This window comes from Paraburkholderia caffeinilytica (assembly GCF_051027425.1).
GTDB lineage: Bacteria > Pseudomonadota > Gammaproteobacteria > Burkholderiales > Burkholderiaceae > Paraburkholderia > Paraburkholderia caffeinilytica_A.
Map to the genome: position 1 here is coordinate 2,551,599 of NZ_CP186552.1, position 13,574 is coordinate 2,565,172.

A 13,574-nucleotide genomic window follows, 5' to 3' on the forward strand; every position below is an offset into this window, starting at 1 on the left:
GTGAGGCCAGCAGAAAAGATTGCAAGCCTCCGCGTGTGGGAAAAGTTCAGTGACTCCGAAGGTTCAGTGACTCCATAGTGAAAACAACGGTTCTGACCACACGATAAACGAAAAAAGCCGTTCACGTTGCCATGAACGGCTTTTTTTGCGTAACCCGAAAGCCGATCAGTTCGAACCCGCCACTTTTGGCGCGTCTTCGTAGATCAGCAGCGGCTTGCCGTCACCGTCAATCACATTGTCGTCGATGATGACCTTGCTAACGCCTTTCATTTGCGGCAAGTCGTACATCACGTCAAGCAACGCCTGTTCCAGGATGGAACGCAGACCGCGAGCGCCCGTCTTGCGACGAATCGCCTTACGTGCAACGGCCTGCAACGCAGCCGGGCGAATTTCGAGCTCGACGCGTTCCATATTGAACAGCTTGTGGTATTGCTTCACCAAGGCGTTCTTCGGTTCGACGAGGATCTTCATCAACGCCGCTTCGTCGAGCTTGCCGAGCGTAGCCACCACCGGCAGACGGCCGATCAATTCGGGAATCAGACCGAACTTGATCAGGTCTTCCGGTTCCACTTCGCGCAGCACTTCGCCGGCGTCGCGGTCCTGCTTGCTCTTCACGCTTGCGCCGAAGCCAATGCCGGTCTTCTCGGTACGGTCGACGATAACCTTCTCGAGGCCGTCGAACGCGCCACCGCAAATGAACAGGATGTTGGTGGTGTCGACCTGGATGAAGTCCTGATTCGGATGCTTACGGCCACCCTGCGGCGGCACCGACGCCATCGTGCCCTCAACCAGCTTCAGCAAAGCCTGCTGCACGCCCTCGCCCGACACATCGCGGGTGATCGACGGGTTGTCGGACTTGCGGCTGATCTTGTCGATTTCGTCGATGTAGACAATGCCGCGCTGGGCCTTGTCGACTTCGTAGTTGCAGTTTTGCAGCAGCTTCTGAATGATGTTCTCGACGTCTTCGCCAACGTAGCCGGCTTCCGTCAGCGTTGTTGCGTCGGCAATGACGAACGGAACATTCAGAAGGCGCGCAAGCGTCTGCGCGAGCAAGGTCTTGCCGGAACCGGTCGGGCCGATCAGCAGGATATTGCTCTTGGACAGCTCGATTTCGTCTTTCTTGTCGAGGTGCTTGAGGCGCTTGTAGTGGTTGTATACCGCGACCGCGAGAATCTTCTTCGCGCGTTCCTGACCGATCACGTACTGGTCGAGAATTTCACGGATTTCCTGCGGACTCGGCAGATCGGACTTGGACAAGCCCGCCTCGATGCCCGCGCCTGCAGCCTCATCACGGATGATTTCGTTGCATAGGTCGATACATTCATCACAGATGAACACCGACGGGCCGGCAATCAGTTTTTTGACTTCATGCTGGCTCTTGCCGCAGAACGAGCAATACAACAGCTTTTCGCTGTTAGAACTTTTCTTGTCCGCCATAGATGTGTGAGCCTCCGGACACTCAATTACATGATACGCCGTTTGCCCCAGCCCCGCAGTTTGGGCGCGGCCGGGTTTGAGCCAAGGTGACGGCGTTTGCCGCAGGCACTCGGACGAGTCTTGATTATTTCACAACCGATCGGTGAGGCCGCGCCCCATTCTGGGGCGTGGCTTCACCGGCGATTCATGGACACTTTATTGACCACTTCATGGATCACTTCATGGACCACATCAAGGACGCTTATGCGCCACCTGGTCAACCAGGCCGTACGCTTGCGCGTCATCGCCGGACATGAAATTGTCGCGGTCGGTGTCGCGTGCGATACGCTCGACCGGCTGGCCGGTGTGGTGCGCGAGCAGGTGATTCAGCCGTTCCTTCAGGTACAGGATTTCGCGCGCCTGGATTTCGATGTCCGATGCCTGGCCGCGCGCGCCGCCCAGCGGCTGGTGAATCATCACGCGCGAATTCGGCAGCGCAAAGCGTTTACCCTTCGCGCCGGCCGCCAGCAGGAACGCGCCCATGCTGGCTGCGAGGCCCATGCACAGCGTCGACACGTCAGGCTTGATGAACTGCATCGTATCGTAGATCGCCATCCCGGCCGAAACCGAGCCGCCCGGGCTGTTGATATAGAAACTGATGTCCTTGTCCGGGTTTTCACTTTCAAGGAACAACATCTGCGCGACGACGAGGTTAGCCGTCTGGTCGTTCACTTCGCCGACCAGGAACACGATGCGTTCCTTCAGCAGACGCGAATAGATGTCATACGAGCGCTCGCCCCGGCCGCTCGTTTCCACGACGATCGGCACCAGTCCGAGCGCCTGCGCTTCGAGATCCCGGGACGACTGGGAGGTCAACGTGTCCAGCATTTGGGCGCGAAAGGTCATGCAATGGATCCTTGTCTGGAAATATTCTAAATATTAGATGCTAGACAGGTGTGGTCGACGAGCCCGTATTCAAGTGCGCGATCAGTGCGGCCGCGGTGCGCGACGCAGTGTCAACACGCCATGCAAAACGCAACGCACTTTCACAGCACAAAAAAACGGCGTGCGGGCCGTCGCTCCGACAGCCGGCACGCCGTTGCAGCGACGCTTACGCTTGCGCCGTTGCGCTTGCCAGTTCTTCGAAGCTTACTTCCTTGTCCGTCACCTTGGCCTTGCTGAGCACGAAATCGACGACGTTGGCTTCAACGACGTACGCTTCCATTTCGGCAAGACGTTGCTGGTTGGAATAATACCAGCGGACGACTTCCTTCGGGTCCTCGTAGCTTTTCGCGAATTCGTCGACTTCGGCACGAATCTGCTCCGGCTTGGCTTGCAGCTCATTCGCCTTGACCAGCTCGGCCAGCACGAGGCCCAGCTTCACGCGACGCTCAGCCTGTTCCTTGAACATTTCAGCCGGGATCGGTGCGTCAGCGGCATTCGGCACGCCGCGCTGCTCGAGGTCCTGACGGGCCATGCCAACCAGGCGTTCCTGATCTTGCGCGATCAGCGCGCCCGGCACGTCGAGCTCCGAAATCTTCAGGAGCGCGTCCATGACCTGGTTCTTGACGATAGCTTGCGTGCGACGCTTCGCTTCGCGTTCCAGATTGTCTTTGATCTCAGCGCGCATTTTGACCAGATCGCCGTCTTCGATACCGAGCGACTTCGCGAATTCAGCGTCGATTTCCGGCAGATGCGGCCACTCGATCTTCTTCATCGTGATCGTGAATTGCGCGGTCTTGCCTGCGACGTCCTTGCCGTGATAGTCAGCCGGGAAAGCCAGGTCGAATTCCTTCGATGCGCCGACCGCGAGGCCCAGCGCTGCCTTTTCGAATTCCGGCAGCATGCGGCCTTCGCCCAGCACGAATGCGAAGTCTTCGGCGCTGCCGCCCTGGAACACTTCACCGTCGATCTTGCCGACGAAGTCGACCGTCACGCGATCGCCGTCTTTAGCCGCGGTGTCCGCGCCGCCGTCGCCGTGCTCGCCGGCTTCGCCGCGAGCGTGGAAGTGCACGCGCTGCTTGCGCAGGATGTCCAGCGTGCGGTCGATTTCCGCTTCGCTGATGGTGGTCGTGGTGCGTTCGATTTCAGCCGTGGCGACATCACCCAGCTTCACTTCCGGATACACCTCGAACGTCGCGTCGAACGCGTAATCGCCTTCAGCAGCGTCGGCCTTCGGCGCGAAGCTCGGCTGACCGGCAACGCGCAGGTTTTCGGCACGGCTGATGTCGAAAAATTCCTTGCCGACCTTGTCGCTCAGCACTTCAGCTTCAACCTGGCCCGAATACTGTTGCGTCACCATCTTGAGCGGCACCTTGCCCGGGCGGAAACCCGGCATGCGCACGTTCTTTGCCAGTTGGCGGATACGCGAGTCCACTTCCTTCTGCACGGCATCCTTCGGCAGGGAAATCGTTACGCGGCGTTCGAGCTTGCCGAGGTTTTCAACAACGTTAGCCATGGCTTCAATCGTCCTAAAATTATTCGAGCGAATCAGTTATCTTCTCCGTGCCGCGTTTCGATGCCACCGATATCGCATTTGCGTCGTCTGGCATCGATTGCGCGCCTGCGCCGCGGGCTTGCAGGCCGCCGGCAGCACGGTTGGGTCCAAAGAGCCGAATATTTTAGCAAACTATTTGCGCGCCTAGCCGGGGTTTCGATGATTGCACGCGTTTTTATCGGTGTTCGGGCCACTTTCCGGGCGGTTTTTCACCTGTTTGCAGCCTTCCCGGTGGCCGTTTACTGCTTTCCTTGCCGCGGCTTCCCGTCAGTTTCCGGCCTGCTTACGGTTTAACGGTCCCAACGGCCCCTTTACCGGCGCCACCGCCGGAAAACACCGTATGCCCGGCAGCACCGCGTTTGCCGCAAGCGATCCCACCTATGCCCCCACACGCGCGCCTCCAGACAATCCCGGCTATGCCGTTCGACATATTCAGTCGGCGCGCCCATGCTGATAAGCTAATGGACGCGCTCGGGGCTGCGCCTTCATCTGTTCATACCATTCGCCCTCGCAACGATTCCAACCATTCAGAGACACCATGCCGAATTTGCCGTCCTCGCCTGTCGTCGTGATTGCCCCCGATTCCTTTAAAGGTTCGCTTAGCGCGGAACAGGTCGCGCAAGCGATCGCGTCCGGCATCCAGCGCGCCCGGCCGGACGCCGATGTGCGCATCTGCCCGATGGCCGACGGCGGCGAAGGCACGCTCGACGCCATGCTCACGAGCGGCGGCGAACGCCGCAAGCTGAGCGTGCGCGGGGCGGCCGGTCCGGTGCGCGAAGCACTCACCGGCCTGCTTGCGAATGGCAGCGCGATCATCGAAACAGCGGAAATCGTCGGCATTACCGATCCGGTCGGCATGGGCGTGCCGGTCGAGGCGCGCAGCACGCGCGGCATGGGCGAAGCGATTCGCGCACTGCTCGACGCCGGCGTACGGCGCTTTTTCGTCGCGCTCGGCGGTAGCAGCACGAACGACGGCGGCGCTGGCTTGCTGGCCGGCCTCGGCCTGAAACTTTTCGACGCGCAGGACAATGAGCTCGACGCCACGCCCGAACAACTCGCTCGCGTGGCGCGCCTCGACGTGTCGCAACTGGACGCCCGCCTCGCGGACACGCAGTTCGTCGGCATGTCGGATGTGGACAACCCGCTGACCGGCGATCATGGCGCGACTGCCGTGTTCGGTCCGCAAAAGGGCGTGAAGCCCGAACAGATCGCCCCGATCGACGCTGCCCTCGCCCATTTCGCCGATCTGCTCGAAACGGCGCTGGGGCGCACGGCACGCGACCAACCCGGCGCGGGAGCGGCCGGCGGTCTCGGCTTCGCGCTGCATATGCTGGGCGCGCAGTTCGAGCCGGGTGCGGAAACCGTCGCGCGGCAAATCGGTCTGGACGCAGCGCTTGAAGGCGCGAACTGGCTGATCACTGGCGAAGGCCGTTCCGACGTGCAAACGCTGCACGGCAAGGCGCCGTTCATCGCTTGCCGTCATGCGCAGGCCGCGGGCGTGCCGGCCACGCTGCTCTCCGGCGCGGTCGACTCCGCGGCGCTGCCGCGTCTCGCCGAACACTTCAGTGGCTGCTTCTCGCCGGCCCCTGGACCGATCACGCTCGAGGTTGCCATTCGCGAGGCAGCGCGCCTGCTTGCCAACGAGGCCGAACAGCTGACGCGCCTGAAATACGGCGCGCGTTGACCGGCAGGACGGTTGCGGCAACAATCACAGCGCCACGATCGCGCCACTCATCACGGGAAGACCATGAAGGCCTCCGCCAAAACCGGACTCGAGCAGTTCCTGACGTATCGTCTGCATGTCCTGAACAAACTCGCCGAGCGTGGCATCGGCGTGCGCTATCAGGACAAATTGGGCGTGACATTGCCTGAAGCGCGGGTGATTGCGTCGGTGGGCTCGTTCGGACCGTTTTCGATCATGGAACTGGCGCGGCACGCCAACCTCGACAAGAGTCAGGCTAGCCGCGCGGCCGAGGCGTTGATCAAGCAAGGGCTCGTGAAGCGCGAGACGAGCACTGAAGACGGCCGCGTCGTGCTGGTGTCGCTGACGCCGGAGGGGCGCGCGCTTTATCGCAAGGTGATGCCGATCGCGCGCAAGTGGAACGGCGATATGTTCGACTGCCTCGACGAAGATGAAAAGCGCGCGTTCAGCCACGCGCTCGACAAGATCATCGAAACGATGACGGAACGAGAGGGGTAAACAAGGACGTGCTGGCGCGGCAAGGACGTGCCGGCGCGGGCATTTCTCCCGCGCAACACAATCTCCTCAGTGCCACGCACGTCTTCAGCATGGCAATCCCCTCAGGGCTGCACAATCCCTCGGCGCGCCAATCTCTCGATTCTGTTCGACCTTCGCGCCGAAGTACTCCCGTCCCGAAGTCAATTCTTTTCTGCGCTTTGACCGTCAGCGCCAGCAGTGCCGGCATCTTTCACGGCGGCGTTCGGTGCGCCCGATTCGCCAGGCACACTACCGGCCAACCCGCTAGCGCCACCTGCTGCGTCAGCCCCACCGCCGGCCTGAGCCCCTGCCGCACCCTGAGTCCCACGCGCAAGCCGCCATGCGATCGCACCGAGCGAACCAACTGCGAGCAACAAAGCCGCCCACAACATATAGCGCCGCCTCGCATCGGAGTCCTTATCCGCCGACTGCGAATCGGCATCGCTCCCAACGGGCAGCGCTTCGCCCAGCCGCGCCGCCACGACAACCGACGACGCCCCCATCAGCAGATCCGCCCGGCTCACCGCCGACGACACCGCGCCGGCACTCCCCACCCCGAGCGTGAAAGGCCCGTCTCCGCGCGCGACAAACGTGAGTGTCGCCGGACGCCAGCCCGCAGCGACAGTCAATGCGCCGCTTCCCAAGCCGCCGTTACGCGTGTCGACCACCACGCGCCACTGACGATCCGTGTCGGCCGCCAGTTCAAGCGAGGGGTTGCTTTGCTCCACCGTGCCGTTGTGCAACCGGAACAGCGTCGCGCTCGAGACTTCTCTCCACGCCGCCTCCAGCCCTGCACGCGAGTAGACGACAGCAGGCGCCACGGTATTCGGCTGCGGCAGGTTCAGGCGCAAACGATCGACGGGATAAGGACCGCCGGTTTCGAAGAAATACTCGCCGGTTTTCGGTCCCGCGTGGGCGACGATGCCTTCGCGCCATTCCCGCTGGCTATCCGCGCGTTGCACAGAGCCAGCGCCGGCCGCCTGCACCTGAGCGTCGATCGTGTCGATGTAGGGCGAGCCATCAAGCCAGCGCAATCGCAGGTAACGCGCGCGCATGTCGTTGAACTCGATGCGGTCCTGGCTCAGCGTGCTGCCGTTGTAGCTGACCTTGAGCAATTGCGCCTCGCCGGCGGGTTGCCAATTGCGCAGATCGTCGCTCGATTCGACGCTGACACGTCCCTGGTAATTGTCGTCGCGCACATGCACGACCAATGCATCCACTCGGGCGCCCCTGCGCGTCTCGCGCCCGATATCGATCAGATCGGTGTCATGTTGCTCGCGGGCCGGCGGCGCTGCCGTGGCACGCAGCGAGCCGTCGGCGGCAATCGTTACGCCGAGCGGTGCACCGGTGCGGCCGGCGGCCGCGGGCGGCAGGGGGAACCAGGGCACCGAATGCAGCGTGGCCGGTGCGCGGGCAGGCTCGTGCGGCGCCTCCAGCGAATACGGCACCGGTTCGCCGGCGCCATTGAACACGCGCACGTCGCCGAGATCGCTGCGCTGGCTGGCGGCATAGACGGCAGCCGGAAGCGTCACGCTGTAATAGGCGGCGCCGCTCTCGAGTTCAAGCGCAAAGCGCTGCGTAAACCGATCGGCCGCGACGGCCGTCGTCGACACCCACACGGACGAGATCGCAAGACACCACCCCGTCACCATCAAGACACGCTTCATTGCCTGGTTTCCAGAACTGCCGCCTTGGGCGGCAACGGCGAAAAATAACCGATCAGCAGCAACATCAGACCAATACCGATAAACGACACGATCCGCTCGATACCGGTCACATGCGACAGATCGAACAGGAAGAGCTTGACGACGGTCGCCGCCAGCAGACCACCGCCGATGAACCAGAATAGCCGGTTGGCCCGGCGGGTCGCCCAGATCATGATCGCCAGCGCGCACACCGTCCAGAATACCGATACCGAAGCCTGGACGAGCATGGAGTGCGACATCTCGTCGAGCTGATACGGCACGCCGATCCAATGATGCAGCGTACGCAGCAGCATCGCGTTGAGCCAGATGAATCCGGTTACGCCGACGGCCACCTGCAACGGCACACGATATTCGCCAACCGGCACGCCCAGGCGGCTGATACGCACGAGCCACAACGCCGCCAGCGCAAAAATCACCGCCTGCACCAGGTCGAGCGGATTGAGCAACGGCAGACGCGCCCACGCGCCGCCGTCCTGCGTCAGGTTCGCATAGAACGTCCATACCCACATCACCAGCACGAGCGGCGTCGACGCGATCGCGCACACGCGTACGATGCTGTCGCGCCGCGCGATCCACAGCCCGGCAAATGCAAACGCGCTCCAGCCGACCAGGAACACCTGCTGGAAATTGAACGACGCCAACACCGCGTCGACATCGTACGCGGCATGGAAATGATGATGCAGCGTGCGCAGCAGCGACGCATTGAACCAGAGGAAGAGCGTCGCCAGCACCGCGTAATCGAACGCCCGCGGATGCCAGTGCACGCCCAATGCGCGCAGGCGTCGCAGCCACACGGCGCAGGCGAGGAACGCGAGGATCTGGGCCACATCCAGCGGATTGAGGATCGGCAGCCAGAAGAGCGGCGCGGCGCTGCCGTCGCTCGTCACGCTTGCGATACTCCACAGCCACAGCAAGGCGGCGAGCGGCGCCGCGGCCCAGACCTGATAAGCCTGCACGAACCGCGCGACCGGCCAGCGCAAACGGTGCCCGGCACCGGCCACCAATAGCAGCAGAATGCCGAAGCCATAAGCCCACGCGCTCCAGCTCCATGCGCCTTCCGGCACGTAGGCGCGCAAGCCCCAATAACCTTCGAGCGCGACGAGCGCACCGGCCGTCCAGAACATCAGCGTATGCAGCGTGGCGAGCACGCGATCGCCGACGTCACGCTCCTGACGCCACAGCAGCAAGTAGGCAGACGCCGCGGTCACCGCGCAAACCAGCCAACCGTAGCCGCTCACCGGCGCGCCGCTCAACATGAACAGGCTCAATGTCAGCAGCGCGAGGACCGGCACGAGCGCCAGCGCCGGCAATTCCGCGAGCGGCCAACGCAGCTTGCGCCGCGCGCCGTGCGCGAGCCACGTAGTCAGCACGGCGAACAGTGCGATGGCGGCAGTCTCGAAACGATCGACATCGGAGGCAAAATGGACCGGTGCGTACGTATGGATTTCGTTGAGCCCCCCAACTATCCACCACAACAGTCCCCAAACACTGGCGACGAGGCCGATCTGCGGCATCCATCCGTGCCACGCAGCCGCTTCGCTGCGCCCATGCAACCGCCATCCCGTGAAGATGCCCGCGACCGCGATCAGCACGGTCGCGATGTACGCGCCGTTCAGGATCGGCCACGCATGCACGCCGCCGATCGCGAATGTGCCGACACCGTACGCGCCCGCGGCGGCCAGTTGCATCAGCAGGCCGAAGCCAAATGCGGTTAAGCGTCGCTGACGGACAGCGAGCCAGGTGATCGCGGCGCCTTCGATTGCCCAGGTCGCGCTCGTGGTCGGTCCGGTGAAAGCGAGCGGCACCGCGAGCGTGGCGAAGATCACGGCCAGCGCGAGCATGGCTTCGAACATCATGCCGAGGCGCTCGCGGCGTCGCGCCAGCCAGCCCGCAATCGCCAGATAGAACGCGGCCAGCGCCACCGCGCTCCACGCCAGACCGAATTCGGTGCCCTTCATCAGTGCCGCTTGCAAACCGATCGCGACGAGCGGCGTGCCGAACACCAGCGTGCCGTCGACGTAATGCTTGAGCGCGACCTCGCGGCGCACGGCGTAGAGCAAGGCGATGCCGACATACATCAGGAAGAACAGGATCAGGAACGGCTCGGTGCTGGCAAGCAGTTCGGGCCGGTACGCCGTCACACCCCACACGGCGCCGATCGAAAACGTGAACACGAAGCCGAGCAGATTCAGAGGCCGCCACGCCTTGAACCACGCGATCGCGAAGATGCCCGCGTTGAGCAACGCGTAGTAGCTGAACAGCATCACGTGACTGCCGCCGCCTGTCGACAGAAGCACCGGCGCGAGAAAGCCGCCCGCACTGCCCATGAAGGCCAGCGACGACGCGTTCTGCCGCACCGCCAGAAACGCGCTCAGGCCGCAGATCGCGATCATCAACGGCAAAGCCGCGCCCGCCGGCAGCAGATGGTAGAGCTTCGTGGCGGCGAACACCGTCAGATAGAGCGCGCCGACGCCGCCGCCCTGCAGGATCAGCCCGTACGCGCCGCGGCGCTCGCCGATGCGCCAGCCGAGTCCGATCAGCACGGTTGCGGCAAGCGCGACGCCGGCGAGGCGGAATTCGATCGGCAACAAGCTGTTGTCGGCCGCGTATTTGAGCAGGAACGCAATGCCGAAGAACAGCACGATGATGCCGACCCGCACGACGGTGTTGCCGCCGAATAGCCAGTCGCGGCCGCTTTTGAAGAGGCGCTCCGCGAGACCGGGACCGCGCGGTGGCGCAGGTGGCGCGGATGGCGCAGGCGGAGCGGATGGCGTTTGCGTTGCGAGAAGCTCATTGGCAAGCGACGACGGGCCGCCTGACGGCTCCAACGCCATCGGGCTGCGTGACTCAGCCTTCAGCATGTCCGATGCGGTCGTATCGCTCGACACAGGCGCGCCGGCCGAGGCGACCGGCGTAACCGCACTGGCGCTCACCGTCGAGCGTACGGCGGCCGGTTGCGCCGGCGCTGCCTCCGGCTCGTTGCGCGGCGTCTGCTCCGTCACAGGCGGCATCGCGTACGAACTCTGCACGACATCGCCCGGCTGGAGCCTGAACGCTTCTGGCTCGCCATCCGCCGTACCGGTCGCCGATGCACCGGCAACGCCGGCTCGCAACGCGCGGACCTCATCGCGTAGACCGGCGATTTCGCGCTCGAGCCGTTCGACGCGCGCGGCCAGTTCGTCGGCTGAGCTGCCAGGTATGCTCCAGTTATCGGTTGCCGCCGGTTTTGGCGCGGATTGGTTCGCTGCGCCCGGCGACTTCTTTTGCAACAGCCGTGCGAGGGCAAAGCCGGCCACTCCACCCATCAGTCCACCGTAGCCGACTGGAAAGTCGTTCGACAACGCGGCCAGCATCCCGACCACCGCCCCGATCACGGCAAATATCACGCTCATCGCATCCCTCTTTTATTGTCTTCTGCAGCGAGATCCGTTTGTCGCCCGGATTAATCCACGCGTATTGCGTTAGCAATACAGCGAAAATCGGCGCGCAGAATACCACGTAAATCGCGCTTTTCAAGCATCGAGCCGATCAGGTCGAATGCCGACACTTATACGTCGATGCATCGCGATTCTTTTTACAGAATTTACGCTATTTATTTCTGCAGGATTAATCCGTGGGTGGGCGCAAACGAACGCAAGCGCGCGCATGTGAACATGCCGGCGGCCGTGATCCGGACACGGGCACGTCGCACATCAGCTGAAGCGGACCGAAGCGGTCATCGCTAACGCCATTCGCCCAATGCACGTCGAATGCAGATTAACTAACTGCACAATATGTATTGACAGCGGCTACCGGCCGATCCCGCGCGCGGCTCGACCGGTAGCCGATTGTCCGGGACAAGCCGGAAAGCGGCACATCCAACCGCCTATCGCTTAATCGAATTAACTACGCTGAAAATCATCGCCACTTTTCGAGTACGGTCGACCCGGCCGCGCAGCCGCGTTCGCCGCAACCTGCCAACCATGTCAAAATTCGGCATCGGCCAGCAGGCCTTCGATCACCCACATTTCATTCAGGGAAGTTTCCGTGGACATCAACAAACAGGTAGCGGCCCTCACCGCCTCAGAACTTCAAACCGCCGGCGCGAGCCAGGCGACGGCGATCGCCGTCAGCGTGCTGCTGCGCCATCTGCGCTCGCCTGAGCTGGCAAAACTGTTGTCGTCGGCGTTTGAAAACCACCAGGCAGTCATGCTGCAAACGCCTTGGCCCGATCAAATGCTGCAGGCGTTCGAATCGACTCGCCGCTTTCTCGAAGGCGCCACGCAAGCCGAACTGCCGGGCACGCAAGCAGGCCAGCAAGCGTCGTCGCCGGACGCCTGAGCGTTGCCGGGCCGCACGGCCCGGCACCAATCACACGGGCCAACGAAGGGCCGCGCAAGGACAATGAACAGACAATAAACGGGCGACAAGCGGGCGATAAACGAGCGATAAGCGGACAACAAACGCAGAACAAGCGGACAACAAAAAACCCCGTCAGCCGGAAGACTTAACGGGGTTCTCTGCTACATATGGATGGTGCGAGGGAGGGGACTCGAACCCCTACACCCTTGCGGGCGTCAGGACCTAAACCTGGTGCGTCTACCAATTTCGCCACCCTCGCAGCCGGGCAAAACGCTGTGCGCCCTGCCCGATGTCCTGCATGCTCGCGGCCGCGTAAAAAACCTGCGTCCAAAAGCGTAAGCGCGAGATTCTAACCGATTGATTCGCGCTTGTCTGCATTTGGCATGCATCTGCTTGAGGGGGCGTCGATGCTACAATTTTTGGTTAAACGCACGCCCACCGTGCCCCTCTTCGCCCGCCTTCCCCACATTCCAATCCCGTGAATTTCGACGAATACTGCCAGCAGAAAGCGGTGCCGCCCGGATCGAGCACCTACTATGCGCTTCGCCAGGCGTCCGCGGCAAGCCAACCGCTCCTGACCGCGCTGTTCGCACTGCGCCGCGAGTTCGAGGAAACCGTTAAGGAAACCAGCGATCCGGCCATCGGCCGCACCAAACTCGCATGGTGGCAAAACGAGCTCGCCGCACTGGCTTCAGGCTCGCCGTCGCATCCGGTTTCGAAAGCGCTGGCGGCTTATTTGCCCGACGTAGAGGCCGAATATCCGGCGTTGCAAGCGCTGCTCGCCGGCTTCGAGATGGACCTCGACCAGGCGCGCTACCTCGACTATCCGAATCTGCGGCGCTATGTGCAAGGCGTCGGCGGCACCTTCGCGTCGCTGATCGCGCGTGCTGCGGCGAAAAACCCAGCGCAGACGTCGAACTGGTCGGGCGCGCTCGGTGAGGCGCTGCTGCTTGCGCAGTTAGTTGTCGAAACCGGCAATGACGCGCGCCACGGCCGCATCTATATTCCGATCGACGAAATGCAGCGCTTTAACGTCACCGCCGCGGATCTGATCAACCGGAAATACTCCGACGCGTTTACCGAGTTGATGCGCTTCGAAACCAGACGGGCCCGCGATGCCTTGCATGCGGCGCTCGCCGCCATGCCCGCCAATGAGCGGCGCTCGCAGCGAACGCTAGTGGCACAGGCGGCACTCGCCTTGGCGCTGCTGGATGAAATCGAACGGGACGGCTATCACGTGCTGCATCAGCGCATCGCATTGACGCCGATCCGCAAACTCTGGATCGCGTGGCGCGCGAGATAAGCGGGCTAAGCTGATTGAGTGGGCAACCAAGCGGGCAATTAAGCGGGCAACACAGCGGCTGCCGCCTCATGCCGATAAGGCAAAGCTCCGTGC

Annotated in this window: 9 protein-coding genes and 1 tRNA gene; 4 read left to right on the plus strand and 6 right to left on the minus strand. The window is 62.8% G+C overall.

The annotated features are described in order from the left end of the window. Nucleotides 1-165: 165 nt before the first annotated feature. The 3 genes from clpX to tig form a co-directional block, all read right to left on the minus strand. Nucleotides 166-1,437: an ATP-dependent Clp protease ATP-binding subunit ClpX gene (gene clpX / locus ACOSV0_RS11165; RefSeq protein WP_120348644.1), complete on the minus strand. Its 1,272-nt coding sequence runs from the start codon at nt 1,435-1,437 to the stop codon at nt 166-168. A gap of 231 nt (nt 1,438-1,668) precedes the next feature. Beyond that, nucleotides 1,669-2,322 (minus strand): ATP-dependent Clp endopeptidase proteolytic subunit ClpP, encoded by a 654-nt coding sequence (gene clpP / locus ACOSV0_RS11170; protein ID WP_007182010.1) that lies wholly within the window; start codon nt 2,320-2,322, stop codon nt 1,669-1,671. Nucleotides 2,323-2,527: 205 nt separating this feature from the next. Next, nucleotides 2,528-3,874 (minus strand): trigger factor, encoded by a 1,347-nt coding sequence (tig, locus tag ACOSV0_RS11175; RefSeq protein ID WP_434106245.1) that lies wholly within the window; start codon nt 3,872-3,874, stop codon nt 2,528-2,530. Nucleotides 3,875-4,451: 577 nt separating this feature from the next. Here tig and ACOSV0_RS11180 point away from each other — a divergent pair. Together ACOSV0_RS11180 and ACOSV0_RS11185 are read left to right on the plus strand one after the other, a co-directional pair. Next, nucleotides 4,452-5,597 (plus strand): glycerate kinase, encoded by a 1,146-nt coding sequence (locus ACOSV0_RS11180; protein ID WP_434106246.1) that lies wholly within the window; start codon nt 4,452-4,454, stop codon nt 5,595-5,597. A gap of 63 nt (nt 5,598-5,660) precedes the next feature. Next, nucleotides 5,661-6,113 carry a MarR family winged helix-turn-helix transcriptional regulator gene (locus ACOSV0_RS11185; RefSeq protein WP_434106248.1) on the plus strand — a complete coding sequence of 151 codons (453 nt, stop codon included), beginning with the start codon at nt 5,661-5,663 and terminating at the stop codon, nt 6,111-6,113. A 179-nt stretch (nt 6,114-6,292) separates the two neighbouring features. On the opposite strand, the gene ACOSV0_RS11190 is transcribed toward ACOSV0_RS11185, so the two are convergent. Continuing rightward, nucleotides 6,293-7,798 (minus strand): DUF3999 domain-containing protein, encoded by a 1,506-nt coding sequence (locus ACOSV0_RS11190; RefSeq protein WP_434106249.1) that lies wholly within the window; start codon nt 7,796-7,798, stop codon nt 6,293-6,295. Then, complete coding sequence (locus ACOSV0_RS11195) at nt 7,795-11,229, minus strand: DUF2339 domain-containing protein (RefSeq protein ID WP_434106250.1); 3,435 nt, start codon at nt 11,227-11,229, stop codon at nt 7,795-7,797. Before ACOSV0_RS11195 ends, ACOSV0_RS11190 begins: the two co-directional genes overlap by 4 nt. A 634-nt stretch (nt 11,230-11,863) precedes the next feature. Here ACOSV0_RS11195 and ACOSV0_RS11200 point away from each other — a divergent pair. Beyond that, the gene (locus ACOSV0_RS11200) at nt 11,864-12,157 is read left to right on the plus strand and encodes a hypothetical protein (RefSeq protein ID WP_434106252.1); all 294 of its coding nucleotides are present in this window, start codon (nt 11,864-11,866) and stop codon (nt 12,155-12,157) included. Nucleotides 12,158-12,350: 193 nt separating this feature from the next. Here the strand turns inward: ACOSV0_RS11200 and ACOSV0_RS11205 are convergent. Then, a tRNA-Leu gene (locus ACOSV0_RS11205) sits at nt 12,351-12,437 on the minus strand. A 219-nt stretch (nt 12,438-12,656) separates the two neighbouring features. Here ACOSV0_RS11205 and ACOSV0_RS11210 point away from each other — a divergent pair. Beyond that, complete coding sequence (locus tag ACOSV0_RS11210) at nt 12,657-13,481, plus strand: squalene/phytoene synthase family protein (RefSeq protein ID WP_434106253.1); 825 nt, start codon at nt 12,657-12,659, stop codon at nt 13,479-13,481. The last annotated feature ends 93 nt before the right edge of the window (nt 13,482-13,574 follow it).

Excerpts from the sequence above, each read along its gene's own strand:
- tig (WP_434106245.1), bottom strand. The coding sequence starts at position 3,874 with ATGGCTAACGTTGTTGAAAACCTCGGCAAGCTCGAACGCCGCGTAACG.
- clpP (WP_007182010.1), bottom strand. The coding sequence starts at position 2,322 with ATGACCTTTCGCGCCCAAATGCTGGACACGTTGACCTCCCAGTCGTCC.
- clpX (WP_120348644.1), bottom strand. The coding sequence starts at position 1,437 with ATGGCGGACAAGAAAAGTTCTAACAGCGAAAAGCTGTTGTATTGCTCG.
- ACOSV0_RS11180 (WP_434106246.1), top strand. The coding sequence starts at position 4,452 with ATGCCGAATTTGCCGTCCTCGCCTGTCGTCGTGATTGCCCCCGATTCC.
- ACOSV0_RS11190 (WP_434106249.1), bottom strand. The coding sequence starts at position 7,798 with ATGAAGCGTGTCTTGATGGTGACGGGGTGGTGTCTTGCGATCTCGTCC.
- ACOSV0_RS11195 (WP_434106250.1), bottom strand. The coding sequence starts at position 11,229 with ATGAGCGTGATATTTGCCGTGATCGGGGCGGTGGTCGGGATGCTGGCC.
- ACOSV0_RS11185 (WP_434106248.1), top strand. The coding sequence starts at position 5,661 with ATGAAGGCCTCCGCCAAAACCGGACTCGAGCAGTTCCTGACGTATCGT.